Source organism: Streptomyces sp. RK9 (genome assembly GCF_045070545.1).
In the GTDB taxonomy this organism is placed as follows: Bacteria; Actinomycetota; Actinomycetes; order Streptomycetales; family Streptomycetaceae; genus Streptomyces; species Streptomyces alboflavus.
This window is the reverse complement of record NZ_CP173703.1, coordinates 3,648,700-3,675,318: the sequence shown is the minus strand read 5'-3', so window position 1 is coordinate 3,675,318 and position 26,619 is coordinate 3,648,700. Positions and strand designations below refer to the sequence as shown.

20 protein-coding genes are annotated in these 26,619 nt (G+C 72.6%); 7 read left to right on the top strand and 13 right to left on the bottom strand.

Annotated elements, in window-relative coordinates:
• Positions 1 to 10: 10 nt before the first annotated feature.
• Together AB6L24_RS15055 and AB6L24_RS15050 are read right to left on the bottom strand one after the other, a co-directional pair.
• The gene (locus AB6L24_RS15055; RefSeq protein ID WP_405655713.1) at positions 11 to 2,950 is read right to left on the bottom strand and encodes an FAD-binding and (Fe-S)-binding domain-containing protein; all 2,940 of its coding nucleotides are present in this window, start codon (positions 2,948 to 2,950) and stop codon (positions 11 to 13) included.
• Between the two features lie 98 nt (positions 2,951 to 3,048).
• A complete protein-coding gene (locus tag AB6L24_RS15050) occupies positions 3,049 to 4,215 on the bottom strand; it encodes a pyridoxal-phosphate-dependent aminotransferase family protein (protein ID WP_405655711.1) in 1,167 nt (388 codons plus the stop codon).
• 98 nt (positions 4,216 to 4,313) lie between these two features.
• On the opposite strand from AB6L24_RS15050, the gene AB6L24_RS15045 reads away from it, so the two are divergent.
• Positions 4,314 to 5,081, top strand: a complete 768-nt coding sequence (locus AB6L24_RS15045; protein WP_405655710.1) for an IclR family transcriptional regulator — start codon at positions 4,314 to 4,316, stop codon at positions 5,079 to 5,081.
• A 297-nt stretch (positions 5,082 to 5,378) separates the two neighbouring features.
• A complete protein-coding gene (locus AB6L24_RS15040; RefSeq protein WP_405655708.1) occupies positions 5,379 to 6,746 on the top strand; it encodes an SLC13 family permease in 1,368 nt (455 codons plus the stop codon).
• 74 nt (positions 6,747 to 6,820) lie between these two features.
• Here AB6L24_RS15040 and AB6L24_RS15035 read toward each other — a convergent pair whose 3' ends face one another.
• Together AB6L24_RS15035 and AB6L24_RS15030 are read right to left on the bottom strand one after the other, a co-directional pair.
• The gene (locus tag AB6L24_RS15035; protein ID WP_405655707.1) at positions 6,821 to 8,416 is read right to left on the bottom strand and encodes a PTS ascorbate transporter subunit IIC; all 1,596 of its coding nucleotides are present in this window, start codon (positions 8,414 to 8,416) and stop codon (positions 6,821 to 6,823) included.
• Between the two features lie 17 nt (positions 8,417 to 8,433).
• On the bottom strand, positions 8,434 to 9,279 hold the full coding sequence (locus tag AB6L24_RS15030; RefSeq protein WP_405655706.1) for a PTS sugar transporter subunit IIA: 846 nt from the start codon (positions 9,277 to 9,279) through the stop codon (positions 8,434 to 8,436).
• Between the two features lie 155 nt (positions 9,280 to 9,434).
• Here AB6L24_RS15030 and AB6L24_RS15025 point away from each other — a divergent pair, with 155 nt between their 5' ends.
• Positions 9,435 to 10,229, top strand: a complete 795-nt coding sequence (locus AB6L24_RS15025) for an SDR family NAD(P)-dependent oxidoreductase (protein WP_405657166.1) — start codon at positions 9,435 to 9,437, stop codon at positions 10,227 to 10,229.
• A gap of 20 nt (positions 10,230 to 10,249) precedes the next feature.
• Here AB6L24_RS15025 and AB6L24_RS15020 read toward each other — a convergent pair whose 3' ends face one another.
• Positions 10,250 to 11,368 (bottom strand): hypothetical protein, encoded by a 1,119-nt coding sequence (locus tag AB6L24_RS15020; RefSeq protein ID WP_405655705.1) that lies wholly within the window; start codon positions 11,366 to 11,368, stop codon positions 10,250 to 10,252.
• Positions 11,369 to 11,436: 68 nt separating this feature from the next.
• A complete protein-coding gene (locus AB6L24_RS15015) occupies positions 11,437 to 12,591 on the bottom strand; it encodes an epoxide hydrolase family protein (protein ID WP_405655704.1) in 1,155 nt (384 codons plus the stop codon).
• A 341-nt stretch (positions 12,592 to 12,932) separates the two neighbouring features.
• Between AB6L24_RS15015 and AB6L24_RS15010 the strand changes: the two genes are divergently transcribed.
• Entirely contained in the window at positions 12,933 to 13,730 is a 798-nt protein-coding gene (locus AB6L24_RS15010) for an arylamine N-acetyltransferase (protein WP_405655703.1), read from the top strand.
• 204 nt (positions 13,731 to 13,934) lie between these two features.
• The gene (locus tag AB6L24_RS15005) at positions 13,935 to 15,293 is read left to right on the top strand and encodes a GNAT family N-acetyltransferase (protein ID WP_405655702.1); all 1,359 of its coding nucleotides are present in this window, start codon (positions 13,935 to 13,937) and stop codon (positions 15,291 to 15,293) included.
• Here the strand turns inward: AB6L24_RS15005 and AB6L24_RS15000 are convergent.
• From AB6L24_RS15000 to AB6L24_RS14975, 6 genes are all read right to left on the bottom strand, one after another.
• Complete coding sequence (locus AB6L24_RS15000; protein WP_405655701.1) at positions 15,277 to 15,978, bottom strand: fused DSP-PTPase phosphatase/NAD kinase-like protein; 702 nt, start codon at positions 15,976 to 15,978, stop codon at positions 15,277 to 15,279. The two genes, AB6L24_RS15005 and AB6L24_RS15000, sit on opposite strands and share 17 nt — an antisense overlap.
• A gap of 300 nt (positions 15,979 to 16,278) precedes the next feature.
• The gene (locus AB6L24_RS14995; protein WP_405655700.1) at positions 16,279 to 17,196 is read right to left on the bottom strand and encodes a hypothetical protein; all 918 of its coding nucleotides are present in this window, start codon (positions 17,194 to 17,196) and stop codon (positions 16,279 to 16,281) included.
• On the bottom strand, positions 17,193 to 19,556 hold the full coding sequence (locus AB6L24_RS14990; protein WP_405655699.1) for a PEP/pyruvate-binding domain-containing protein: 2,364 nt from the start codon (positions 19,554 to 19,556) through the stop codon (positions 17,193 to 17,195). Before AB6L24_RS14990 ends, AB6L24_RS14995 begins: the two co-directional genes overlap by 4 nt.
• 265 nt (positions 19,557 to 19,821) lie before the next feature.
• Complete coding sequence (locus tag AB6L24_RS14985; protein ID WP_405655698.1) at positions 19,822 to 20,448, bottom strand: hypothetical protein; 627 nt, start codon at positions 20,446 to 20,448, stop codon at positions 19,822 to 19,824.
• A gap of 75 nt (positions 20,449 to 20,523) precedes the next feature.
• The gene (locus AB6L24_RS14980) at positions 20,524 to 22,755 is read right to left on the bottom strand and encodes an MMPL family transporter (protein ID WP_405655697.1); all 2,232 of its coding nucleotides are present in this window, start codon (positions 22,753 to 22,755) and stop codon (positions 20,524 to 20,526) included.
• A gap of 312 nt (positions 22,756 to 23,067) precedes the next feature.
• The gene (locus AB6L24_RS14975) at positions 23,068 to 23,454 is read right to left on the bottom strand and encodes a PPOX class F420-dependent oxidoreductase (RefSeq protein WP_405655696.1); all 387 of its coding nucleotides are present in this window, start codon (positions 23,452 to 23,454) and stop codon (positions 23,068 to 23,070) included.
• 264 nt (positions 23,455 to 23,718) lie between these two features.
• Between AB6L24_RS14975 and AB6L24_RS14970 the strand changes: the two genes are divergently transcribed.
• Positions 23,719 to 24,351, top strand: a complete 633-nt coding sequence (locus AB6L24_RS14970) for an RDD family protein (protein WP_405655695.1) — start codon at positions 23,719 to 23,721, stop codon at positions 24,349 to 24,351.
• Between the two features lie 91 nt (positions 24,352 to 24,442).
• Here AB6L24_RS14970 and AB6L24_RS14965 read toward each other — a convergent pair whose 3' ends face one another.
• A complete protein-coding gene (locus tag AB6L24_RS14965) occupies positions 24,443 to 25,336 on the bottom strand; it encodes an NAD(P)-dependent oxidoreductase (protein ID WP_405655693.1) in 894 nt (297 codons plus the stop codon).
• Between the two features lie 175 nt (positions 25,337 to 25,511).
• Between AB6L24_RS14965 and AB6L24_RS14960 the strand changes: the two genes are divergently transcribed.
• Complete coding sequence (locus tag AB6L24_RS14960) at positions 25,512 to 26,528, top strand: helix-turn-helix domain-containing protein (RefSeq protein ID WP_405657164.1); 1,017 nt, start codon at positions 25,512 to 25,514, stop codon at positions 26,526 to 26,528.
• Positions 26,529 to 26,619 lie beyond the last annotated feature (91 nt).

Here is a 26,619-nt window from a genome sequence, read left to right as displayed (position 1 = left end):
CCGCCGGGCGTCAGCCCCCGTCGGTCGCCAGCGCCTCCCGCACCAACTGCACCGGATGCCACGCGTTCCGTTCGGTGCCGTGGAAGATCTGCTGGCGGCACGAGGCCCCGGTGGCGACCACGACGGTGTCCTCGGACGCGGCCCGCACGGCGGGGAACAGCCGGTCCTCCCCCACGGTCATCGACACGTCGTAGTGCTCGGACTCGAAGCCGAAGGAACCCGCCATGCCGCAGCAGCCCGCGTCGATCTCGGTGACCTCGACGCCGGGGATGCGGCGCAGCATGGCGACGGTCGCGGCGGTGCCGACCTCGGCCTTCTGGTGGCAGTGGCCGTGGTAGAGCAGGGTGCGGCCGCTGAGCCAGGAGTCCTCGCGCAGGGCGAGACCGCCGTCGTCGATGGCCTCGGTGAGCAGTTCCTCCAGCTGGCGGACGCGGCCCGTGACGGCCTCGCGGGCCGAGTCGAGCGGCAGCAGGGCCTTGTGCTCGTCGCGGAGCGTCATCAGGCAGGACGGCTCGCAGCCGGTGATGGGCGCCTCGGGGGGCGTGGTCTCCGTGAGGCGGTGGACGAGCTGGAAGGCCTTGTCGCCCGCCTCGTCCAGGAGGCCCTTGGACAGGGCGGCCCGGCCGCAGCAGCCGGCGCTCTCCAACCGCACGTCCCAGCCCGCGCGTTCGAGGAGTTCCACGGCGGCCTGGCCGATCTCCGGTTCGGTGTACGTGGTGAAGGAGTCGGCGAGCATGACGACCGGGCCCCGGGACGCCGGGACGCCGGCCGCCGGGCGGCGGGTGAACCAGCGCACGAGGTTGCGCCGGGTGTAGCGGGGCAGCGGCCGGTGCGGGGTGATGCCGACCGTGCGGTGGAGCAGGCGGCGCAGCAGGGGGATGCGGCCGGGCAGGTTGGACACGGGGGCGGTGGCCGAGCCGAGGCGGTTCAGGAAGCGGATGGCGCCGAAGATCCGGGAGCGCAGCGGGGTGCCGTGCTCGTCGTGGTGGTGGGCGAGGGCCTCCGCCTTCAGGGACGCCATGTCGACGCCCAGCGGGCACTCGCTCTTGCAGGCCTTGCACATCAGGCACAGGTCGAGGACCTCGTGCAGGCGTTCGTCGCCGAGGGCCTTGTGCGGGTCGGGTGCGGACAGGGCCTTGACGAGGGCGCCCGCGCGGCCGCGGGTGGAGTCCTCCTCGTTGCGGGTGGCCATGTAGGAGGGACACATCGTGCCGACGTCGCTCTTGCGGCACAGGCCGATGTTCATGCAGCGGTCGGCCGCGGCCCGCATGCCGCCCGCGACCTCGAAGTCGAGCCGGGTGCGCAGTCCGGGCGCGGGCGGCAGCGCGGCGTCGCGCAGATGGTCGGTCATCGCGGGCGCGTCGACGATCTTGCCGGGGTTCAGCCGGTTGTCCGGGTCGAAGAGGCCCTTCACGCGCCGCATCGCCTCGTACAGCTCGTCGCCGAACAGCTCCCGGTTGAACTCGCTGCGGGCGAGGCCGTCGCCGTGCTCGCTGGAGTTGACGCCGCCGTACTCGGTGACCAGGTCCTTGATCTCCTCGGCGACCTCGCGCATGGTCTGCCGCTGCGCGGGGTCGGTCACGTCGAGGAACGGGCGGATGTGCAGACAGCCCACCGAGCAGTGTCCGTAGAAGCCCGCCGTGAGGCCGTGCCGGTCCAGGACCTTCTTCAACCTCGCGGTGTACGCGGACAGATGGACGGGGTCGACGGCGGTGTCCTCGATGAACGCCAGCGGCCTGCGGGTGCCCTCGCTCGCCGCCATCAGCAGGCCGAGGCTGGACTTGCGGACCTTCAGGAGGGCGGTCTGGTCGGCGGGGGTGACCGCGGCGAGGGTGTGGTAGCCGTGGCCGTGCCGCTGCCACAGCTTGGTCAACCGCTGGACGCTCGCGATGAGTTCGCGTTCGTCGTCGCCGGTGAACGACACGAACAGGAGGGCGTCCGGGTCGCCTTCGAGCACGGTGGACAGGGAGGCGTACTCGATCTTCTGGCGGGACAGGTCGAGGATGGTGCGGTCCATCAGCTCGACGGCCGCGGGGTCGCAGGCGAGGGCGTCCTGGGTGGCCTCGATGGCGCCGGCCACGGAGGTGAAGTGGCCGACGGCGAACACGGTGTGCTTCGGTTTCGGCACGAGGTCGACCAGGGCGCGGGTGCTGACGGCGAGCGTGCCCTCCGAGCCGACGACGAACTTCGCCAGGTCGAACGGGGTGTCCTCGCGGGCGAGCCGGTCCAGGCGGTAGCCACCCGCACGCCGCCAGTGCTGCGGGAATCCGGCGGCGATGGCGTCGGTGTGGGCGGCGACGAGCGCGGGCAGTTCGCGGTGGATGCGGGCGTCCAGGCCGGTGCCGCGGGCCCGGTCGGCGTGCTCGGTCGCGGTGAGGGGCGCGAGGTGGGCGGTGCTCGCGTCGGCGAGGACCACGTCGAGGGCGCGGACGTGGTCGATGGTCATGCCGTACCGCAGGGAGCCGCTGCCCGCCGAGTTGTTGCCGATCATGCCGCCGATGGTGGCGCGGTTGCTGGTGGAGGTGTCGGGGCCGAACATCAGGCCGTGCGGGGCGGCGGCGCGGTTCAACTGGTCCTGGACGACGCCCGTTTCGACCAGGGCGGTACGGCCGTCCGGTTCGAGGGCGATGATGCGGCGCATGTGGCGGGACAGGTCGAGGACGATGCCGGGGCCCGTGGTCTGGCCGGCGAGGCTGGTGCCCGCGCCGCGCGGCACGACGGACACGCCGAACTCGGCCGCCGCCGCGACAACGGCCTGCACGTCCTCGGCGTGCTTGGGGAAGACGACCCCGAGGGGGGTGATGGCGTACATGCTGGCGTCGCGGGCGAAGAGATGGCGGCTGTAGTCGTCGAAGCCGACCTCGCCGTCGAGGTCGGCGCGCAGCCGCCGCGCGAGGTCGCCGCCGAGCGCGTCCCGCTCGGCCTCCGTGGACTCGGTGCTTGTGGTCATGCGACACGCTCCTGGTGGTGAAGGGGCGTACGGGACAAGGGCTTTCGGGTCGTGCGCGGGGCGGCACGCTCAAGACGTGGAGGGTCGGTGACGTGGCGTCAGTCGACGCGGAGGTGGTCGAGCGCCGCCGCCACGCCGTCGCGGCCGACGGGGATCCCGGCGAGTTCGAGGCCCATCTGCACGCCGGCCAGGGTCCCGGCGAGGGTGAGGTCGTTGAAGTGGCCGAGGTGGCCGATGCGGAAGACCTTGCCCGCGAGCCGGCCGAGGCCGGTGCCGAGCGACATGTCGAACCGCTCCAGGACGATCTTCCGTACGGCGTCGGCGTCCTGGCCGTCGGAGAGCAGCACGGCGGTGAGCGAACCGGAGTGCTCGCGCTCGTCGGCGCACAGCACGTCCAGGCCCCAGCCGCGCACGGCCGCGCGGGTGGCGGCGGCGTGCCGGGCGTGCCGGGCCCACACCTGTTCGAGGCCTTCCTCGGCGAGCATCAGCAGGGCCTCGTCGAGGCCGTACAGGAGGTTGGTGGCCGGGGTGGAGGGGAAGAACCCGGCTTCGTTCGCGTCGATGATCGGCCCCCACTCCCAGTAGGACTTGGGCAGTCGGGAGGTGCGGGCGGCCGTGAGCGCCTTGTCGCTGACGGCGTTGAAGCCGAGGCCCGGCGGCAGCATCAGCCCCTTCTGGGAACCGGTGACGGTCACATCGACGCCCCAGTCGTCGTGGCGGTACTCGATGGAGCCGAGCGAGGAGACCGTGTCGACCAGGAGCAGCGCGGGGTGTCCCGCGGCGTCGAGGGCCGCGCGGATCTCCGGGACGCGGCTGGTGACGCCGGTGGACGTCTCGTTGTGGACGACGCAGACGGCCTTGATGTCGTGGGAGATGTCGGCGTCGAGGCGCTGGGCGGCGGCCTCGGGCGACGCGCCGTGGCGCCAGTCGCCGGGGACGAACTCCACCTCCAGGCCGAGGGACTCGGCCATGTCGCGCCAGAGCGTGGCGAAGTGCCCGGTCTCGAAGCACAGCACCCGGTCGCCCGGGCTGAGCGTGTTGACCAGGGCGGCCTCCCAGGCGCCGGTGCCCGACGACGGGTAGACGACCACCGGGCCCGCGGTGCCGAACACCGGCTTCAGGGCTTCGAGCACCCGGCGGGCGAGGCTCGCGAACTCGGGCCCCCGGTGGTCGACGGTGGGGGCGGACATGGCACGAAGTACCCGGTCGGGGACGTTCGTCGGTCCGGGTATCTGGAGAAAGTGGCGTCCGGTCCTGACAGTCATTGCGCGGATCTCCCCTCAGCGCTTGTGCCGTGAGGTGGCACAGCGTATCGTGGTGCGGCACGACGCAGCATAGAGTTCCGATCCGGAGGGGGTCAACGGTGCAGAACGTCCTGAACACCTTGCGCGTGCTGGAGGAGCTCGCGGTGCGCCAGCCCGTGGGCGTGGGGGACCTGGCCCGCGCCATGGAGCTGCCGAAGAGCACCGTCCAGCGGGCGCTCGGCACCCTGCACACGGCGGGCTGGATCAAGCAGACCGGCACCGCCCCCACACGCTGGACGCTCACCACGAAAGCCCTGCTCATCGGGCGACAGGCCACCGGCGAGCTGGACCTGCGGGACGTCGCCGTGCCGGTGATGGAGGAGCTGCGGCGCGCGGTGGACGAGACCGTGCACCTGGCCGTCGCGGAGGGCGAGCGGGTCGTGCTCGTGGAGCGCCTGGAGACGACCCAGCCGGTGCGGATCGTGCTGCCTCTGGGCCAGCACCTTTCCGGCCACGCGTCCGCCAACGGCAAGGCGATCCTGGCGGCCCGCTCCCCCGAGGCCGTCGAGCGCTACCTCACCCAGGGCCTGACGCGGTTCACGGACACGACGATCGACGACCCGGCCGCCCTGCGCGCCGACCTGGAGGCGGTCCGCACCTGCGGCTACGCCCTCAACCAGGGGGAATGGCGCGAGGACGTGTCCGCGGTCGCCGCCGCCGTGCTCGGCCCCGACGGCTCGCCGGTGGCCAGCGTCAGCATCAACATGCCGAGCAGCCGCTGCGACCGCGACCGGCTCGTCGAGCTGGGCGAACACGTGCGCACGGCGGCCCACAGGATCAGCACGGCACTCGGCTACCAGGCACCGGATTCCGCCCGCGCGAGCTGAACCGGACGCCGATCACCCCACAACCCGGATGTGTCCGCACCCCCTTGACGGGGCGTGACCGCCGTCACATACTCGCCAACGTCGCATTGGAGTTCCGCATGGCGGAACTTCAAGTCCACCCTGCGGACAGTCCGGGCTCTTGAGACTGCCCGCCATGGCAGGGGCGCGGCCGTTCTGTGCCCCTCTGCCCCCGGACGCCGCCACGGGTCCCTCCCGCATGCCCACAGTCGGACACAGCCCGCGCATCGACTCAAGCCCGCGCACTGTGACCGCCGTCCGAAGGCGAGGACGTGTCACATGGCAGACCATCTCATCGCGATCGGCGCACTGGTACTCATCTTCACCATCTCCACCTTCACCTCCGTCCACATGGGGGCGCTCGCCCTCGTCGCCGCCTTCGCCGTCGGCTCGTCCGTCGCCGGCGAGAACGCGGACGACGTCTTCGGCGGCTTCCCCGGCGACCTCTTCGTCGTACTCGTCGGCGTCACCTTCCTGTTCGCCATAGCGAAGAACAACGGCACCATCGAATGGCTCGTGCACGCGGCGACGCGCGCCGTCAGGGGGCGCATCGCGCTCATCCCCTGGGTCATGTTCCTCATCACCGCATCCCTCACAGCCGTCGGCGCGGTCGTGCCCGCGGCCGTCGGCGTCATCGCGCCCATCGGCATGAGCTTCTGCGTCCGCTACGGAATCAGCCCGCTCCTGATGGGCCTCCTGGTCATCAACGGCGCGAGCGCGGGCGGCTTCTCTCCCGCCAGCGTCTTCGGCAGCATCACCAACGGCGTGGTCGAGCGCAACGACCTGCCGGGCGACCCCGGACTGCTGTTCCTGATGTCGTTCCTGTTCAACGTCGCGCTCAGCGTCGTCGCGTACTTCCTGTTCGGCGGGCGGCACCTGCTCGGGCGGAGGGCCGAGGACGGGGGCACGGGCACCAAGGCCGGGGGTGTGCCGGACGCCGAGGGGGCCCCGGGTTCCGGAAGCGCGCCCGCGGTCCCCGTCGGCGCCCCCGAGCCCGGCGGCACCACCACGGTGGCGTTCGCACCCGCGACCACCGATGTCGGACCTCGGCTCGACCGGTCGCGCGCCCTGACCCTGATCGGGCTGCTCGGCATGGTCGCGGGCGCCCTGTTCCTCGACTACAACGTCGGCCTGATGGCCTTCACGGTGGTCGTCGTGCTCACCCTCGTCGACGCCGACGCGGCGAAGGGTGCCGTCGACCGCTGCGCGTGGTCGACCGTGCTGCTCGTCTGCGGTGTCGTCACGTTCGTCGGCGTGATGGAGCGCATGGGCACGATCAACTGGCTCGGCGACAGCGTCGCGAAGATCGACTCACCGCTCGTCGGCGCCCTGTTGATCTGTCTCATCGGGGCCGTGGTCTCCGCGTTCGCCTCCACCACGGGCATCCTCGGCGCCCTGATCCCGCTCGCCGTACCGTTCCTGATGGACGGTCAGGTCGGGGCGGTCGGCCTCATCATCGCCCTCGCCGTGTCCTCGTCGGTCGTGGACTCCTCGCCGCTGTCCACGAGCGGCGCGCTGGTCACCGCCAACGCCCCGGAGGAGCAACGCCCGCAGGTGTTCAGCGCGCTCATGAAGTGGGGCATGTCGATGGCGCTCATCGCACCGGTGGCCACGTGGGCGCTGTTCGTGGTGCCGGGGCAGGGCTGAGCGGTCGCGTTTGTGGTCCTCCGCCGGGCGGGGCCTCCGGGCAGAGCTTTCCCGGCGGGCTTTCCCGGCAGTCCTCAGCCGTCCTGTCCGGGCGGCGGCGGAGGCTTGGGCGCGCCCGGCGGCGGGGCGATCTTCGCGTACGTCGCCGCCGGGCCCGCCCCGGAACCGGCCTCGGCGTCCGCCCCGCCGTCGCCCTCCGTGCCCGCGGCGGCCGCGTGGCCGAGGAGCGCGTCGCGCCGGGCCCCGGGGTCCCAGCCGGTCTCCACCACCCGCTTCTGCATGACGATCGCGCCCGCCAGGACGACCGCGCCGATCACCAGCATCAGGATCGCGCCGCCCACGGTCCCCGCCTTGGCCGCGTTGCCCACGAGCGAGCCGAACCAGCCGAAGTCCGCGTCGCCGAACGTGGTGTTCTCCTTGCCGAAGGCGCCGAGGACCTTCAGGAGCAGCGCGGGCAGGAAGGTGATGAGCACACCGTTCAGGAACGCGCCGACGACCGCGCCGCGCCGCCCGCCCGTCGCGTTGCCGTAGACCCCGGCCGCGCCACCCGTGAAGAAGTGCGGCACGAGGCCGGGAAGCACCAGGGCGAGGCCGAAGGCGGGATCGAAGATCCAGGCGAGCAGGCCGAGGCTGATCAGGCCGCCGACGAAGCTGGAGATGAAGCCGATGAGGACGGCGTTCTGCGCGTACGGGAAGACGATCGGCGCGTCCAGGGACGGCACCGCGCCGGGCACGACGCGGTTCGCGATGCCCTGGAAGGCGGGCACCAGTTCACCGAGGATCGTCCGGACGCCGAAGAGGATGACGGCGACGGCGATGCCGAACTGCAGGCCCTGCATGACCGATTGCATGACGTACGCGCCGACGTCGGGCGCGGCGGGCCCGCCGTCGACGGCGAACGCCTTGAACGCGCTCTTTTTGCCGACCTTCGCGAGGAAGACGAGCGACATGATCAGGTAGATGAGGACCATGGACAGGGCCGTCGCCACCATGGAGTCACGCAGGAAGCGCAGGCCCTCCGGCAGCTTCATGTCCTCCGTGGACCGGCTGCGGCGCCCGACGACCTGCCCGGTCGCACCGGCGACGACGTACCCGGCGGTGCCGAAGTGCCCGATCGCGACAGTGTTGTTGCCGGTGACGCGCTTCGTCCAGGGGTGCGCGAAGGCGGGCATCGCGACCAGCATGATGCCGAGCAGCACACCGCCGACGACGACCACGACCCAGGAGCGCTGCCCCGCGGTCGCGAGCACCATCGTCAGGAGCGTCGCCATGAACAGCATGTGATGGCCGGTCAGGAAGACGTAGCGCAGCGGTGTGAAGCGGGCGAGGACCAGGCTCACGGCGAAGCCGAGGATCATCAGCCAGGCGACCCGGGAGCCGTACTCGGCCTGGGCGATGCCGACGATGGCCTCGTTCGTCGGGATCACGCCGTGCGCGCCCGTCGAGCCCTGGATCATCTCGCCGAGCGGGGCGAGCGCGGCCACGACGAGCCCGGCGCCCGCGCCGATCAGGAGGAAGCCGAGGGTCGCCTTGATCGCCCCGCCGAGCACCTGGCCCGCCGACTTGCGCAGGGCGATCAGGCCCGCGGCGGTGATCAGCCCGATCAAGTACGCGGGCTGGCTGAGGATTTCGTTGACCAGGAACTTCGCTACGGAGACCAGCCAGTCCACGGCTCTCCCCCCTCTTTCTAGACGTCGTAGGTGTCCCGCAGGACCCGGTCGGCCTCGGTGGTCGAGGTGAAGTCGTCGACGACCCGCACGGGGACGCCCACGTCGCCGAGGGTCTTGGCGATCTCCCGGGAGGTGAGGATGGCGACGGCCTCGGACGCCTTGCCCTTGGCGGAGATGGTGTCGGTGGCCTCGACGGTGACGTACCGGCTCCAGCCCCAGCGGTCCAGGACCTGCTCCAGGGTGTTCTTCAGGAAGAGGCTGGTGCCGAGGCCGTTGCCGCAGACGGTGAGGATCTTGTGCACGGCGGGCCCGGCGGCGGCTGCGGCCACGGGCGCGGAGGCGGCGGCTCCGGCTCCGGCTCCGGCTCCGGCTCCGGAGGCAACCCCCGCCCCTTCGTCAGCCCCCGACTCCCCCGACTCCCCTGCGAGAATCCCCCACACCGCCGCAGGAGTCGGAGCCACCCGCAGCGCCTCCGTCGTCTCCGGGTCCGCGAGCAGCCGGGCCAGGGACGCCATCGCCTCGGTGTGCGCGGAGGCGTCCTCGGCCGCGAGGGCCACGACGAGGCCGACGGGGTCGTTCGTCTCGTGCCCGAACTCCACCGGCCGCGCGAGCCGCACCCACGCCATGCCCGTCCGCAGCACCGCGGGCGAGGGCCGCGCGTGCGCGAACGCGAAGCCGGGGGCGACGACGATGTAGGGGCCGCTGTCGACCACGGTCCGGATCATCTCCGCCGTGTACGCGTCCGTGCTGCTGCCCGTCGCCACCAGCAGCTCGCCCGCGGCACCGATCGCGGCACGCCAGTCCTCGGCCGCCACATCCACGCGGATCGCCTCGACGGGCAGGAGATCACTCACAGACACCATGTGGTTGATCGTTTCACAGACCTCCTGGGGCGGCAGGGGCTGCGGCGCCGAACGGCGCACCCGTCGCATCGGCGGGTTGCGGGGCGCGCCTCCGCGGAAGGATGGCCATGGCAAGGAAAGCGCTCGACACCACGACGAAAGAGAAGGTGCACCACGTGTTGATCGACCTCGTCGGAAAGTCGGCCCTGGTCACGGGCTCGACCCAGGGAATCGGAGCCGCGATCGCCGCGGGCCTCGCCCGCGCCGGAGCACGCGTCTCGGTGAACGGACGGACGAAGGACTCCGTCGAAGCGGCCCTGCAGCGGCTGCGCGCGGCGGACCCGGAAGCGGACCTGGTGGCGGCCCCGGGCGACATCACCACCGACGACGGTCTGGAGCAGGTCCTGTCCGCGCTGCCACGGACGGACATCCTCGTCAACAACCTGGGCATCTTCGGGGCCGTGCCCGCCCTGGACATCTCCGACGCCGAGTGGCGCCGGTACTTCGAGGTGAACGTGCTGGCCGCGGTGCGGACCACGCGCGCGTACCTGCCGGGGATGAAGGAGCGCGGCTGGGGCCGGATCCAGAACATCGCCAGCGACTCGGCCGTCGTCGTCCCCGCCGAGATGATCCACTACGGCATGTCCAAGACCGCGCTGCTCTCGGTCTCCCGCGGCTTCGCCAAGGAGGCCGCGGGCACCGGCGTGACCGTCAACTCCGTCATCGCGGGACCCACGCACACCGGCGGCGTGGAGGACTTCGTGTACGAGCTGGTCGACCGGAGCCTCGCCTGGGACGAGGCGCAGCGCGAGTTCATGCGCCTGCACCGGCCCCAGTCCCTGATCCAGCGGCTCATCGAGCCCGAGGAGATCGCGAACATGGTGGTCTATCTCAGTTCGCCGCTCGCCTCGGCGACCACGGGCGGCGCGGTCCGGGTGGACGGCGGATACGTCGACTCGATCCTGCCCTGACCGCGCCCCGGGCGTGCCGGTCAGCGCGTCTCGGAGGCCTTGCGCAGCGCGGTGATGCAGGTGTTGATGGCCTGCTGGAGCTCCTCGAGGCGCTGGACCATGTCGTCCTCGTAGATGTCGTCGAAGTCGACGGCGTCGTCGAGGGTCAGCTCCTCGAAGACCTTCGTGGCCTTCTGCAGGCTGCTGTAGAACTTCGTGCGCCGCTCCTGCACGCGCAGCTCGGGGTCGGCCTCGACGGTCTCGGCGACGAGGGTCTTCACCGTGTCGTACGCCTCCGCGGCCCACTCGCCGGCCTCTTCGGAGTCGTCGAGTTCGTCGAGGAGGGACAGGTGCCGCTCGGCCTCGGCGCGCAGTTCGGCGGGGGCGTCCAGGGTCTGCCCGGCGGGCGTGCGGATCTGGCCCTCCTCGGCGACCTTGCGCACGTACTCGATGCGGTCCGCGGCCCTGGTCTCCCCCGCGACGGCCTTCTTCAGCTCGTCGGTGCGGGCGATGTCGCGGGCCAGCTCGGTCTGGAGGGCCGGGTCCTCCTTGAGGCGGTCGAGCAGCGCGTGCCGGGCGGCCTGGGCGGTGGAGGGGTCGGCGAGGATCGCGGCGCGCAGCGCGGTGGGGTTCTCGGCGACCTCCAGGGCCTTGGTCGGGCGGATGCCCTCCGCCTCGGCGGCGGCGGTGATCGCGGTACCTCGCTCGGAGGTGGCGCTGGAGCGCGGCACGTAGTAGGTCAGCCAGACGTCGGCGTCGGGGAGTTCCACGTCGCCGCCGGGCGTCAACGCCTCGAAGTGCGGCACGAGGCCGTCGTCGGCGGCCTTGTCCCAGGCCTTGTAGTAGCGCATGACGCGGTCGGCGGAGCACCCTGCGAGCTCGGCGAACTCCTTCGCGGAGACCTTCGGCGTGCCCTCGGCGGCCTGCCCGCCGGGCCGCACGCTGCGGGCCACCTTCAGGCCGAAGGTCCAGCCGCCGGTGCGGGCGTAGGCGCCGAAGTCGCGGGCGTCGCGCTCCACGAGTTCCCGAGTGCCGGCCGGGTCCGCTTCCCGGTGGTCGGCCGGTACGGCGGCTTCGGGCACGACGATGGCTACGCTCACAGATGACGCTCCGGGGTGGGTCACAGGCTGCCAGGAAGCAGCAGGAAACGGAACGTACATCCTATATCGGCCCTCGCGCTCCCAAGCCCCTTCCGGAGCCCGGGAGCGCGGCCGCTGCCGGACGGGCCCTAGTCGGCCCGCCTCAACGGACCGAAGAACGCCCGCAGTTCGGCGGCGACCTGGTCGGGCTCCTCGTGCGCCATGAAGTGTCCGCCGCGCTCCGGCGTGTTCCAGTGGCGCAGGTCGGCGAAGACGCGCTCGGCGAGGCTCTTCGGGTAGTCCCTGAACGCCGGTTCGTTGCTGAGGGTGACGGCGGCGGGCACGGCGATGCGCGGCACCCGCTTGTTCAGGTGGTAGTCGTAGTACTGCCGGAAGGACGAGCCGATGCTGCCGGTGGCCCAGTAGAGCGTGGCGACGGTGAGCAGGGTGTCCCGGTCCCAGCGGCGCGCGACGTCTCCGTCGCAGTCGCTCCAGTCCCGGTACTTGTCGACGATCCACGCGAGCAGCCCGGCGGGCGAGTCCATGAGCGCGGCGGCGACCGTGTCGGGCCGGGTGCACATGATCTCGCTGTAGCCCTGGTCCCCGATGTCGTACGCGGCGAGCGCGTCCAGGTACGTCTGCTCCGCGGGCGTCGGCGGCTCCTTCTCGAAGTCCGCGCTCACCACGGCGGACGTGATGTGCACGCCGGCGACGTGCTCCGGGTACAGGGCGCCGAGCCACTGGGTGACGCCGCCGCCGATGTCGCCGCCGAACGCCCCGTAGCGGTCGTAGCCGAGGGTCCCGGTCATGAGGGAGTGCCAGGTCTCGGCGACTCCCCGGCGGGTGAACGGGCCCTGCGGCAGACCGGAGTAGAGGAATCCGGGCAGGGACGGCACGACCACGTCGAAGGCGTCGGCGGGGTCGCCGCCGTGGGCGGCGGGGTCGGCGAGACGCCGGGCGACGCTCAGCATCTCCACGAAGCTGCTCGGCCAGCCGTGGCTGAGCACGAGCGGCAGCGGCGCGGGAGCGCCCTCGGGTCGCCGGGCGCGCAGGTGGATGAAGTGCAGCGGGGACCCGGCGACTTCGGCGACCTGGTGCGGGAACGCGTTCAGGGCGGCCTCGGCGGCGCGCCAGTCGAAGCCGTCGGCCCAGTACGCGACGAGGTCGCGCAGGTACGCCGGGTCGGTGCCCGCCGCCCAGGAGGTGGTGTCGGACGCGGCGGTGAAGCGGGTGCGGGTCAGTCGTGCGCGCAGGTCGCTGAGGACGTCGTCGGGCACGGCGATCCGGAAAGGCGTGACAGTCATGGGTTCCTTCGCTCAGGAGTGCTTCGATGCGATGACATGCGATGCCTGGGCCGGTGCGGGCCAGGCGGGGCGCTCCTGCGCGGTGTCCGTACGGTTCAGACGCGTACGGCGGTCAGGAGGGCCCGGGCTGTGGTGCGGTCGGCTGAGTGCTCGCGCATCGGGTCACCTCCTTCTGTGGGGCACGCGCGGGTCGGGTGCCGCGCGGCGTGGACCGACTATACCCACCGGGCGGCGGCGCGGGCCACGGGGATCGGCGGCACCTTGGACCTAGGTCCCGGGACGGGGGCCCGCCCCACCCCCGGTCGGTGGCCGCACCGGCGGGCCGCGGCGAGACTTGCGCCATGGATACCGCCCGGACAGCCGCCTATCTGCGCCGCATCGGCGCCGACCGCCCCGCAGCCCCGACCTCGTCGGCCCTGCGCGATCTGCACCTCGCCCATCTGCGCCGTGTCCCCTTCGAGAACCTCGCCATCCACCTCGGCCAGGAGGTGGAGCTGACGGAGAAGGACCTGGTGGCGAAGGTCGTCGACGAACGCCGCGGCGGGTTCTGCTACGAGCTCAACGGCGCCTTCGCGGCGCTGCTCACCGCGCTCGGCTTCGAGGTCACGCTGCTCCAGGCCCGGGTGTACGGGGACGAAGGACGCCCCGGCATCCCGTACGACCACCTGGCGCTGCGGGTGCGCACCGAGGACGGCGGGGACTGGCTCGCCGACATCGGCTTCGGCACCCACAGCCACCTCCCGCTCGACCTTGCCGAGCGCGGGGACCAGGACGACCCCGGCGGCACGTTCCGCGTGGTGGAGACCCCCGCCGGCGACCTCGACGTCCTCAAGGACGGCAAGCCGCAGTACGTCCTCGACCGACGCCCGCGCGAGCTGGCCGACTTCACGGCCGGGGCGTGGTACCACCGCACCTCCCCGAAGTCCCACTTCACCCGGTCCACGGTGTGCACGCTGGTCACGGAGACGGGCCGGGTCACCCTCAGCGGCAGCAAGCTCACCGTCACCACCGGCGAGCAGCGGAACGTCACGGAACTGGCCACGGACGCGGAGATCCTCGCGGCGTACGCGACGCACTTCGGGATCGCTCTGGACGAGGTGCCGCAGGTGGCGAAGCCGGTCCGCGTCGGCGGGCGCTGACGGGTCCGGGCGGTAGTACCCGGAGGACGATCTTCCGGGTGCGTCCGGCGCGGCCGCCCGGCGTCCTGTGACAAGACACGGGGCGGCCCGGCCAAGCACGCGGGGCCCCCTTTGTCCAGTCCCCTTGGCGGGAATCGAACGCGGATGCTGGCGGTGATGTTCATCGCGGCATTCGCGGCCTTCCCGGACGTAGGCTGCTGCACTGTGAAGAGACACATACCTTTCGAACGGCTGCACAACTTCCGTGACCTGGGCGGCCATGTCACTGAGGACGGCCGTGCGGTGCGCTGGGAGCAGGTGTACCGGTCCGACTCGCTGAGCAAGCTGCGGGGCGCCGACTGGGACCGCTTCCTCGCCCTGGGTGTCCGCACCGTCATCGATCTGCGCCGACCTTCGGAGATCGAGGCGAAGGGCCGGGTGCCCGAGCACCCGACGCTCGCCTACCACCAGCTGAACACCGAGCACCGCCCCCACTCCCAGCCGTCGCCGGGCCCCGACGCGCTGCTGGTCCCCCACCTGCGCGAGCGCTATCTGACGATGGCCGAGGATGGCGCGAAAGAGCTGCGCCGCGCCCTCGAAGTGCTCGCCGACGACGGCTCGGGCCCGGTGGTCTTCCACTGCGTGTCCGGCAAGGACCGGACCGGCCTGCTCGCCGCCCTCCTGCTCGCCCTGCTCGGCGTGCCCGAGGCCGACATCGTCGAGGACTACGCCCGCACCGAGCTCGCCACGGACCGCTTCCTCGCGGACTGGCGCGCCGAGCACCCCGGGGGCGAGCAGCCCTGGCTCGGCTTCGGACGCGCGCCCGCCGACGTGATGCGCCTCGTCCTCGTGGAGATCTCCGAGCGGTACGGGTCCGTGCGCGCGTACGCCGAGCAACTCCTCGGCGCCGACGCCGAGTTGGTGGCCACGCTGCGCCGCAACCTGCTCGAACCGGAGGCGGGGCGCGAGCTGTCGTTCCGGCGCGCCGACGAGTCCGACGTGCCCGTGCTCGTACGGCTGCGGGACGAGGCGGCCCGCTGGCAGATCGCGCAGGGCATCGCGCAGTGGAAGCCGGGCGAGCTGGGCGAGGAGCACTTCAGGGCGCGGCTCGTGGACAGCGAGATCTGGATCGCGACGCTCGGCCCGGACGGGCCGGTCGCGGGCGCCTGGGAGCTGTGGTGGGACGACCCGGCGGCGTGGGGCCCGCAGCCGCCCACGGCCGGGTACGTGCACCGCCTGATGACCGACCGCCGGGTCGCGCCGCCCGGCACCGGCCGCCGCATGCTGGAGCACGCCGAGCGCCGCGTCCGCGCCGCGGGGCGCAGCCTGTGCCGCCTCGACTGCCGCGCCAACAACCCGCGGCTGCGGGCGTACTACGCCGCCGCGGGCTTCGAGGTCGTCGGCGAGCAACCGTCGAAGGACGGCGGTGTCGGCGGACGCTTCGCGGCGACACTGCTGCAGAAGCGGGTCCGCGAGGACGAGCGGCGGCTCGGCGAACGCGCGGCCGACGGCGGGCAGTTGTCGGCGGACGGCGGCGCGGAGCTGTTCCGCGGCGGCGCGTGGCGGCTCAAAGCGACGCTTTGATCCTGCGGGGCGCGTCGGCGAGCCGGCTGACCAGCGAGACGACGCTCGGCGGCTGCCGGCTCGCGTCCCGGTCGGCGCTGAGCACGTAGTAGATCTGCTCCAGCGAGGGCGGACCCACGGCGACCGTGCGCAGCGCCGCCTGACGGGGCGTCGCCTGCCCGGTGCGGACCAGGTAGGCGGCGGTCATCGAGCCGGTGCGCCCGACGCCCGCGCCGCAGTGCACGAAGACCGGGCCGCGCGCGTCGGCGACGACGCGCAGGAACCGGTCGACCTGGCGGCCGTCGGGGGTCTGGCCGTCGCGGATCGGCATGCGGACGACGTGCAGTCCGGCGCGCTTCGGCTGCGCGAGCGCCGCGGCGCCCAGGTCCTCCGCGCGCAGGTCCACGACGGTGTGGATGCCGTGCGCGACGAGCGCGCGGTAGCCCGCCTCGCTGGGCGCGGAGCCGCGCCACACCCGGTCGTCGACCTGCTGGAAGTGCCGGATACCGGCCAACTCGCCGTCTTCCGGGGCGTGTTCGCCCGCCCACGCCGACACGGCGAGCACACCGAGGGCCGAGGTGAGCCAGAAGACGGTGTAGCCGAGGACGCACAGGCCGACGGTCTTCAGCGCCCGGCGGGCGAGGGGGCGGCGGGGCGTGAGTCCGTCGCGCGCTCGGACCCCTGCGGCCCGCGCGGCGGCGAGCACTGCGGCGGCGCGGGCCGGCAGCCCGGCAGGGGGCGGCGCAGAGGGAGCGGGCGAGGAAGGCCGGGAAGAGGGCGCGGAGGACAAGCGGTCACCACCTGATGGGGTACGCGACGGGCGCACACCAGCACGGGACGGGGAGGAAACGCAGACGCCTTTCAGGCTACCCGCGCGCGAGCGGCCCCGGGACCGCGTACGACCGCCCCACCAGGCTCGACAGCCTCCCTAACTCGCCCTCACATCAAGGGTGTTGGGCTCTCCAGGGACTTCGCCTCGTCTGCGCGGGGCGCCGCCCCAAGCCCCTCACCCCTCCCGATGAGCCGGTTCCACCTGGCTCTCGCCCAGGACCCGCGCGCGGGTTCGGTGGGCCGTCGCGTCGGTCAGGCAGCCGCTGAGGCGCATCGCGTCGTGGTCGGAGAGGGCGGGGCGGATCACTCCGGCCCAGACGTCCGTGTCGAGGCGGGTCAGCGGGGCCCGCACGTTGAGGGCGGCGGTCGAGCGGCGGCACCGCTCCCACAGTTCGCGCGCGGCCAGGGCGCGGGCGTTCGCGTTGTCGCTGCCGCGCACCTCGACCCGGTAGACGAGGGTGGTCGCGGCCGAGCCCGCCGCCTTGCCGGGGCGGGTCTGGGTGGCGTCGGACAGCGTGTCCACCAGGAGGCTGAGGAGCAGCCCGCACGCCGCGGCCACGACGGCCAGCAGGAGCGTCCGCGCGGCACGGGGGCGCGGCACGGCGGGCCTGGCCTCCAACTCCGGTGCCCGGCCGAGGCGTTCGGGCGGCGGCGCGGCCAGTGCCGTGAGGCGCCCGGCGAGCCTGCGCTCCGCGCCGGGCCCGGCGGTGGCCGCCGAGATCCGCTGCACGACCCAGGCGACACCGGACAGCAGCACCCCGGCCGCCATCAGGACGGGAACGAAGACGTACGTGCGGTGGGCGCCGTCGGGCGCGGACGGCTCCAGCCAGCGGAACCGCGCGCCCTCTTCCGGGCCCGATTCCCGCAGCCGCCGCCACACTTCCTCGGTGCGCTCCCCGGTGTCGGCGATCCTGCGCTCCAGGCGGCCGATGCGGCTCAGGAGCAGCGCGCAGACGAGCAGGCCCTCGACGACCAGGAGCAGCACGCCGCAGATGAGGGCGCGCTGCCACTCCCAGCGGGTGAGGTAGACGACGCTGTAGGTGGCGGCCGCGGCGGCGGTGAGGCCGCCGAGGAGATAGCTCACGTACTTCATGACGCCAGGCCCTCCTGGTAGTCGGGGCAGTCGGGCGGGACGGGTCCGCGCACACCACCACCGCCGTCGCCACCGTCGTGGGAGCACGGCGGCACGTCGGGTCCGGCGCTGGTCCTGGACGGTCCGCCGCCGCGGTCGGCGGACTGCCTGCCGCCGGGTCCCGCGCCACCGGTCCCCCTGCTGCCCGGCTCGACACCGCCCGGCCCCGCGCCGGGCACCTCCGCCCCGCTCGCGTCGGCGTCCGCGTCGGCTGCCATGTCCACGGAGTCCACGGGATCCACCGCATCCGCCACGGCCGCCACCCGCACCACGTCCACCTCCCCCGTCCCCCCGTCCACGGAGAGCCGCACCCCCTCCGGGAAGCGGCTCTGCGCGTCGGGGACGCCCACCGCCGTGGGCACCCGGTACTCGCGGGCGAGGACGGCGAGGTGGGACAGGACGCTGCCGGTCTCGGCGACCAGGCCGGTGAGCCCGGGAAGCAGCGGCGCGAAGGACGGGTCGAGGGTGCGGACGATCAGGACCGGGTGCCGGGGCGGTGTCCCTGTCCCGTGCCAGGCGGTGCCGGAGCCGAAGCCGCCGCCCGCGCCCTGGCCGGGGTTCTTCTTGCGGCGCCCGCCGGGTTCGGGCACCGGGCATCCGGCCGCGAGGCGGAAGGCGGCGGGCAGGGCGGGGCGGTGCGGGCGGGGACGGCGTTCGGGCAGGTCGGCGGGGAGGCCCGCGCCGTCGCTCGCAGCCGTCAGCTCGGTCCAGCGCAGCAGGGCCACACGGGACGGATCGTCGATGAGCCCGGCGACCGTGAAGCGGCGGGCTGTCTCGCGCACCATGGCGGCCTGCATCTCCTGCACCCAGCGCACCCGCAGCCGCAGCCCCTCGCGGACCGGCAGGGCCGCCGTGCCGCGCGGCACCCCGGCCCACGCGGTGCGCGCGGGCAGCGGCGGGCGCGGGCCGAGCGACGGCGGCAGCAGGGACAGGAGCACGGGGTGCCGGGCGACCAGGCGTACGTCGTCGGGTTCGGCGGCGCGCACCTCGGACAGGACCGCCAGGGCCTCGCCGACGGCGGTGGCACCGCAATCGTGCGCCAACAGGGCTCCGGCCAGGGACTCCTGGGCGTGCAGCGACGCCAGGACCGTCCGGCCCCAGGACACGGCGGCGAACAGCCGTCCGCTCAACATCTCATCGGGCGGCGGCAGTTCGCTCAAGTACCGGTCCACGTCGGCCATGAGGTCGACGGCGAGCATCGGCAGGGCGGCACGCAGGCGCCCGGTCCGCCAGGCCGACGCGGCGCGGCGGGCGCCCGGGGCGGGGTTGAGGAAGGCGAGGGCGGGCCGGCGTGCCGGGGCGGCCCCGAGCAGGCGCAGGTCGGCGGCCGCGCGCCCGTCGACCGTGGTGACGACGGGCAGTCGGCGCAGCTGCCCGCGCGGCGCGGAGCCGGTGAGGTCGAGGGCGAGCGTCAGGCCGTACGACATGGGGGCGAGCCACAGGTCCTCCTCCAGCGGCTGTACGACTCCGGGGAAGGTCTCGGCGACCGGGCCGGGGCCGAGCAGGCGGGCGCCGCGGGGCGGGGCCGTGGGCATCGCCGTGATGGGGCGGGTCTGGAACAGCCACAGCCGGTCGTCGGCGTCGAACCCGAACTCGATGTCCTGCGGGCCGCCGAACTCCCGCTGGGCCAGGCGTGCGAGGCGCACCAGGCGGCGCAGTCGGCCGCGGTCGAGGAGGCGGGCGCCGCGCGGCTCGGCGGGTTCGGTGCGGACCAGGCGGGCGTGGCGGGTGAGGTGGTAGCGGACGCCGTCGGCGCTGCCGTCGACCAGCCGGTCGGGGCCGCCGGGCACGGCGCTGACGAGTACCCGGTCGTGCCGCCCCGTGAGCGGGTCCGCGCCGAACATCACCCCGCCGACGACGGCCCGCACCATGGGCTGCACCAGGACGGCCATGTCCGCGCGGGCGGGGCCGTCGGCCTCCTGGCCGACGTGGGCCGGCACCTGTCGTACGGGGACGCGGTGCGCGGAGCGGAGCACCCGTCGCACGGCGTCGGTGAACGCGTCCCAGCCGTGCACGTCGAGGACCGTCTCGAACAGGCCCGCCAGGGACGACTCGGCGCCGTCCTCGTGCGCGGAGGACGACCGCACGACGAGCGGTCGCGCGCCGTTGTCGCTCAACTCGCGCCAGGCGCACCGTAGTTCACTCTCGCCGTGGTGCGCTTCGGTGTCCGCTGCCGCCACCACGAATCCGGGCAGCACCGGCAGGCCCGCCCCCGCGGCCCGTGCCAGATGTGCCGCCTTCGCCCCCGCGATCCGGACGTCCTGTGCCCGTCGGGCATCCAGAGCGACCACCGCGAGCCGGTCCCCGTCGACCCCGATCATGGTCAACCTCCTCCGCGCGACCGCGCCCCCGGGCCCTCGCCCGCGGAGCACGCGACACCGCTCCACGCGGGACGTAGGGCCTGGCAGCCGGGCTGAAAACGGTCCAGCCCTTAGCACGGACGCGTGTCGTCACGGCGAAGTTGACTTCGCGGACGCACGAATCGAGCCGAATCGCCTCTTCGGTGCCGTTCCTTGCCGTTCCTTGCCGTTCTTTGCCAAATCAGCGCCCTTCAGCGCGTTTTGGGGCCGATCGGGTCAGTCGGGGTCAGTCCCGCCCTGCCCGGAGGTGGTCGAGCACGAGGCGGCCGCGCGGCGAGAGGCGGTAGCCGACGTCGAGACTCTCGGTCAGGCCGCGGTCCTTCAGCTTGCGCACGTCGGTCTTGAAGGGGAGCGTCTCGCGGCCGAGGCGCGCGGCGAGGTCGGCGGCGCGGACGGCGGGGTGCGCGGCGATGAGTTCGAGGGTGGCGGTGGTCCACGGGCCGTGGCCGCTGCGGGCGTCCATGCGGGCGAGGGCGGTGGTGACGGCGTCCAGGTCGGCGGCGGACAGGTCCGTGTCCTCGCGCAGGCCGACGCGGGGGTCGGCGCCGACGCGGCGGAGGGCGATCCGGTAGAGGGCGCGGTCGGCGCCGGGGCGCTGGTCGGCGAGGAGTCTCGCGCGGTCGGCGTATCCGGCGCGGCGGGCGTCCCGGTCGCTGACGGCGCTCTCGTCGACGGCCTCCACGGCGTCGACGGCGAGTACACCGACGGCGGTACGCAGCTGGGTGCCGGGCCGGACGGCGGGTCTGACCCAGCGCCGGAACGCCAGGTCGACATCGCCGGCGGCGATCTTGGCCAGGGCGTCCTGGGTGAAGAGCACGGGCACCTCCGAGGTCGCGCCGAGGACAGTCTCCACCAGCGGGGCCGCCTGCGCACAGCAGAGCGGCCCGGTGACCGAGGAGGTCACCGGGCCGCCGTTGTCACTGCGGGGTCAGCGCACGCGCTGCAGTTCACGCTCCGGGTCGCTGTACGGCGCGGGTCCGCCGTTCACGTCACCGAGCTGCTTGTGCAGCTTCTCGCCCTCCACGTCCACGTTCGGCAGGATCTTGTCCAGCCAGCGCGGCAGCCACCAGGCGGACTTGCCGAGCAGCGCGAGCACCGCGGGCACGATCGCCATGCGGACCACGAAGGCGTCGAAGAGGACGGCCGACGCGAGACCGAAGCCCATCATCTTGATCATGTCGTCGTTCTCCATGATGAAGCCGGAGAACACGCTGATCATGATGACCGCCGCGGCGGCGACGACGCGACCGCTGTGCGTGAAGCCGGTCACGATGGCCTCGCCCGGGCGGGCCCCGTGGACGTACGCCTCACGCATACGCGTCACGAGGAACACCTCGTAGTCCATCGCGAGGCCGAAGACCACACCGATCATGAAGATCGGCATCATGCTCATGATCGGGCCGGGCTGGTCGACACCGAAGACGTCGGCGAGGTGGCCCTGCTGGAAGACCGCCACGACCGCGCCGAGCGCCGCGAGGACCGACAGGAGGAAGCCGAGGGCCGCCTTCAGCGGGACCAGGATGGAGCGGAAGACCAGCATCAGGAGCAGGAAGGCCAGGCCGACGACGAGAGCCAGGTACGGGATCAGGGCGTCGTCGAGGGTCTGCGAGAAGTCGATCGTCATGGCCGTGGAGCCGGTGATCAGGACCTCGGCACCGGTCTTGGACTCGACGTCGCTGATGTCCGAGCGGATCTTCTTGACCAGCTTTTCCGTCTCGGCGTCGCTCGGGCCGGTCTTCGGCACGGCGGTCATCGTCGCCGTGTTGTCTTCCTTGTTCGGCGCGGCCGGGGTGACGGTGACGACGCCGTCGAACTTCTTGAGCGCCGCGCCGACCTCCTTGGCCGCGGCGGCCGCACCCTTGTCGTCCTTGTCGACGACGACCGTGAGCGGACCGTTGAAGCCCTTGCCGAAGGAGTCCGACAGCATGTCGTACGCCTTGCGCTGGGTGGTGTCCGTCGCGAACGTGCCCTCGTCGGGCAGGCCGAGCTCCAGCTTGGCGGCCGGGGCCGCGATGGCGCCGAGGCCGACGACGGCGAAGAGCAGCACGATCAGCGGGCGGCGCAGCACGAACCGGGCCCAGCGGGTGCCGAGCTTCGGCTTGCCGTGCGGGTCGGCGTGCGGCGTGCCGAACGGCTTCTTGCGGTCCTTGCGGCGCAGCACCTTGCGGCGGCCGAAGCCGAGCAGCGCCGGGATCAGGGTGAGCGCGATCAGTACGGCGATCACGACCGTGCCGGCCGCGGCCATACCCATCTTGGTGAGCAGCGGGATGTTGACGACCATGAGGCCGGCGAGCGCGATGACGACGGTGAGTCCGGCGAAGACCACGGCGGATCCCGCGGTTCCGACGGCGCGGCCGACCGCGTCCTCGGGTTCCCGTCCTTCGGCTATCTCTGCTCGGTAGCGGGACACGATGAACAGCGCGTAGTCGATGCCGACCGCGAGGCCGATCATCATCGCGAGCGTCGAGGTGGTGCTGGACAGCTCAAGGGTGCTGGCGAGCGCCGTGATGCTGGAGATGCCGATGCCCACGCCGATGAGGGCGGTGAGGATGGGCATGCCCGCGGCGATCATCGATCCGAAGGTGATGAGCAGGACCACCGCGGAGACGCCGATGCCGATCAGCTCGGCGCTGCCGCCCATGCTCTGCTCGGTCGGAACGGCGTCGCCGCCCGCCTCGACGGTCAGGCCGTCCTTGCTCGTGTCCTTGAGGAGCTTTTCGAGGGCTTCCTTGTTCTTGTCACTCAGCTCGGTGCCGGTGACCTTGTAGGACACGGTCGCGTAGACGGTGGTCTTGTCCTTGCTGACGGCACCCGCCTTGAACGGGTCGTCGACCTTGGAGACCTTGGGGCCCTTGCCCAGGTCGGCGACGAGCTTGTCGACCTTGGCCTTGTTCTTCCCGTCGGTGATCTTCTGGCCGTCCGGGGCGCGGACCACCACGCGGGCGGTGGCACCGTCGGACTTGCTCTGCGGGAAGCGCTCGTCGAGCAGGTCGAAGGCCTTCTGCGACTCCGTGCCGGGCATGGAGAACGTGTCGGCGGGCGCAGCGGGGGCTGCCGAGGCGGCGAAGCCGGCGCCTACAAAGAGCAGCACCCATATGAGCGCCATCCACCAGCGCCGTCTGAACGCGAGACGGCCCAGCTTGTAGAGGAACGTAGCCACGGCGAAAGAGACCCCCGTCGGGATTGGCAGGCAAGGGTGACCATCCGGCGGCACGTTGATGCTCGTCGGTACAGGTCTTCAGGATCCCCTCCATCGTGCCGTCCGGTCGGGGCCCGGAAGTCAGACTGCGGGCCGGACTATCGGCCCACGACCGGTGTAGTCCTGACAGGGCCCCCTCATCCTCCGGTAGGAGACGCACAGAATCGGTGTAGGTCTCATGTACCAATGCCGCCGAACCGGTGTGATCTGCGTCTCTCGGGCATCAACTTGCCCGCATTGCACCCCAATTCGGGACAGAGTCCACGTCTTTGATCACGGAACGAGGATGATGCGGATACCCACGGTGCCGCGGACCCCTCTGCGCAGCCTGCTGCCGAGCAGGACCAGGGCCCCTGAGACGCCGTACTTCCGTGCGATGAGTCTGCGGTAACGCGCTGTCGTCGTCGAGTCACAGATTTCGGCGGTGGCCGGAACCTGATCACCCGTCGGATTGCCACGCAGGTCGCAGGGACCGACGAGAACGTCCGTCCGACGGCGAATCCGCTTCACCTTCCAGCTCTCCGTGACCGTCCAGATGCCGAGCGCGTCCCCGTCCCGCACCACCCAGACCGGCGTCGGCACTCCCGTGCCGTCCTTGCGGTAGCTGGTGACCAGCAGGTACTTGCCGTCGGCGAGGCGGTCGAGCCGCGTGGTGTCCATGGCCGGAGTCTAGGGAGGAGGCATCCGAGGGCCGCCCTGCCACGCGCGGGGCGCGCGCCGAGCAAAGCCTCCGATTCGCGCCCCACGCACGTCGCGTGCGCTTCTGCGCGCCGGTCGTCCCGGAGTCATCTTGACGCTTTGGCAACGGAGTTGAACGACGGGAGCGCCCCGGGATCGTCTCAATTGACCGGCTGAGCACGGGAGTCGGTGTTGCTATCGTGATGCGCACTCAGACCGGGGGGTAGCAGTCTTGGGGGATCATCTGTGCCGAAGTTCCGCCGTCTCGGCGCCTGGCTCATCGACTTCGCTTTGGTGGTGGCGGCGGCCTGGGGCCTCGCCGTCCTGACCTTCAACCGCATCTCGGCACTCATCACCGACGTGCCCGAGCTGGTGACCAAGGGAAGCTGGCACTTCGTCAAGTCCGGGGGCGACGCCCAGGGAGCGGCCGACAAGATGGTCGACTCGCTCTGGAAGGACGCCGTCGGCTACATCCAGCAGGGCTTCCTCGCCCTGATCGTGCTCACGTTCCTCTACCAGTGGCTCACGCTCAACTTCACCGGCCGCACGCTGGGCAAGGCCCTGATGGGGCTGCGCGTCACCCCGCGCACACCCTCGCGCACGGCGCTGCGGGCGGCCGTCACCACCTCGGCCGACGTCGCGGTGTACGCCCTCGCGTGCTGCATGCTGGTGCAGGGCTGGCTCTTCCTGTCCGTCCTGTGCTGGATCGCGGCGGTCGCCCTGTTCCTCCTGAACGTGTTCCCGGTGCTCTCGCGCTCCTCGCGCTCGCTCGCGGACCGGGTCGCCGGTACGTCGGTGGACTCCCCCGGATTCGGCGGTCTGCCCTCGGCCCGGCGTGCGCCCGAGCAGCCCCAACCGGATCTCACACGGAGCTGGTGAACACCGGTGGCGTCGGCCCTTGCGGGCCGACGCCACACCGTGTTCCGGGCGCCCGGCCGCCCACCGCCGCGGGCCCGCACGCCCGCGGCACCTAGGCCTTCGCCCCGCCCTTCCCGCGCATCACCTCGATCACGCTCGCGTAGCTGTCCCCGCCGTGGCCCGCCGCCTTCGCCTGCTCCATGCCGGCCTTCAGCAGCTCCGGCAGCGCGTTGTCGACACCCCGGTCGGCCGCCGCGTGGATGAGGTGGTCGATGGTCGCGATCTGTACGTCGACGGTCGCGTCGTCGCCCGGGTAGTGGCCCTCGTCCACCTGCGCCGCGTACCGCGTGAGGAAGCCGCTCACCGCGCCGCCGAGCCAGCGGTTCGCGAGCACCGTGTAGTCCGTGGCGGCCACCTTGTCGGCACCGACGAGCGCCGTGCCGTGCAGCCAGCCGTTGAACGTGGCCCACATCAGACCGAGCAGCGCGGCGTCGTACAGCGAGGCGACCGCCGGGTCCGTGCCCAGGAACAGCGCGTCGCCGAGGACGTCCAGGGTCTCCTTGTGCGCGGTGAAGGTGTCCTGCGAGCCGCTGTAGAGGAACATCATGTCCGGGCTGCCGACGCCGGGCGGCGTGGTCATGATGGCGCCGTCGAGGTAGGTGGCGCCCTGCTCCTTAGCCCAGTCCCTGAAGTCACGGGCCTGCTCCGGCGATCCGGAGGTCACGTTCACCAGGGCGCGGCCCGCGAGCCGGTCGGCGACCGGGTCGAGCACGGCGTGCAGCGCGTCGTAGTCGAGGACGCAGGCGATCACCAACTCGGCCGCGGTCACCGCCTCCTCGGGCGTCGCCGCGACCCGCGCGCCGCGCTCGGCGAGGGCCTTGGCCTTCTCCGGCGAACGGTTCCAGACGGTGGTGGGGTGGCCGCGCTCCAGGAAGGCGGCGGCCAGGGCCGTGCCCATGTTGCCGAGTCCGATGACGGTCACGGGGGCGCGTCGTTCTGCGCTCATTGTGTCGTAACTCCTAGAAGATCCGCCTTCGGGCGGCTGATCACGTTGATCACGTAGGACCACCTTCGCAGCGCGTCGATGGCCACGACAGTGACGGTGGTGACGGTGGCCACCAAATTCCTGCCAGCCCTGCGGGCGTCGTATCCTCGCCCGCATGAGCGCTGGAACCGTCGCGGTGGTCGTGACCGAGGAGATCGGGGTCCCGTCGTGGGACCTGTACGAACTGAGCATCCCGTGCACGGTGTTCGGCAAGCCCCAGCCGGATCTGGCCGACTCCTGGTACGACCTCCGGCTGTGCGGCATCAACGGCGGCGAGGAGGGCGGCGCGGCGCCGTCCGGCTTCTCGCTGCGCACCCCCTACGGCCTCGACGACCTCGTCGGCGCGGACACCGTCATCGTGCCGTCGGTGCCCGACGCCTGTGTCGACGAGGGCGCGCCGATGCCGCCCGGCCTCGTCGACGCGCTGCGCCGCGCCCACGCGGCGGGCGCCCGCATGGTGTCGCTGTGCACCGGCGCCTTCGCGCTCGCCGCCGCGGGCATCCTCGACGGCCGCAGGGCCACCGCGCACTGGCTGCACACGGCCCAGCTCGCCGCCCGCCATCCGCGCGTGGAGGTCGACGACTCGGTCCTGTACGTGGACGACGGCGACGTCCTGACCAGCGCGGGGCTCGCCGCGGGCCTCGACCTGTGCCTGCATCTCGTACGCCGTGACCTCGGCGCGCACGTCGCCAACCAGCTGGCCCGCCGCATGGTGGTGCCCGCCCACCGGCCGGGCGGGCAGGCCCAGTTCATCGACCTGTCGGTGCCGGCCACGGACGACGCGGGCCTGAGCCCGGTCCTGGAGTGGGCCCGGGAGCGCCTCGACCAGCCGTTGACGGTGACGGATCTGGCGCGCCGCGCGGCGATGAGCCCGCGCACCTTCTACCGCCGCCTCCAGGCCGCCACCGGCACGACCCCCCTCCAGTGGCTCCTCAACCAGCGCCTGGCCCGCGCCCAGAGCCTCCTGGAGTCCACCGGCCTGCCCGTCGAGAAGGTCGGCGAACTCAGCGGCCTCGGCACGGCGAACAACCTGCGCCACCACTTCCTGAAGCAGGTCGGGGTGTCGCCGAGCGATTACCGGCGGGCGTTCCCGCAGCCGGACGCCGCATCCGTCAGGAATCCGGCTCCGGCGGCGCCCGCAGTACCCGCCTGACGGCGTTCGGCGGGGCCGCACGCGGACGGACGAGCGCGCTCCGGGGTGCTCTCGCGCACGCCCCGCCCGCACCCCGCACAAGCCCGTCCAC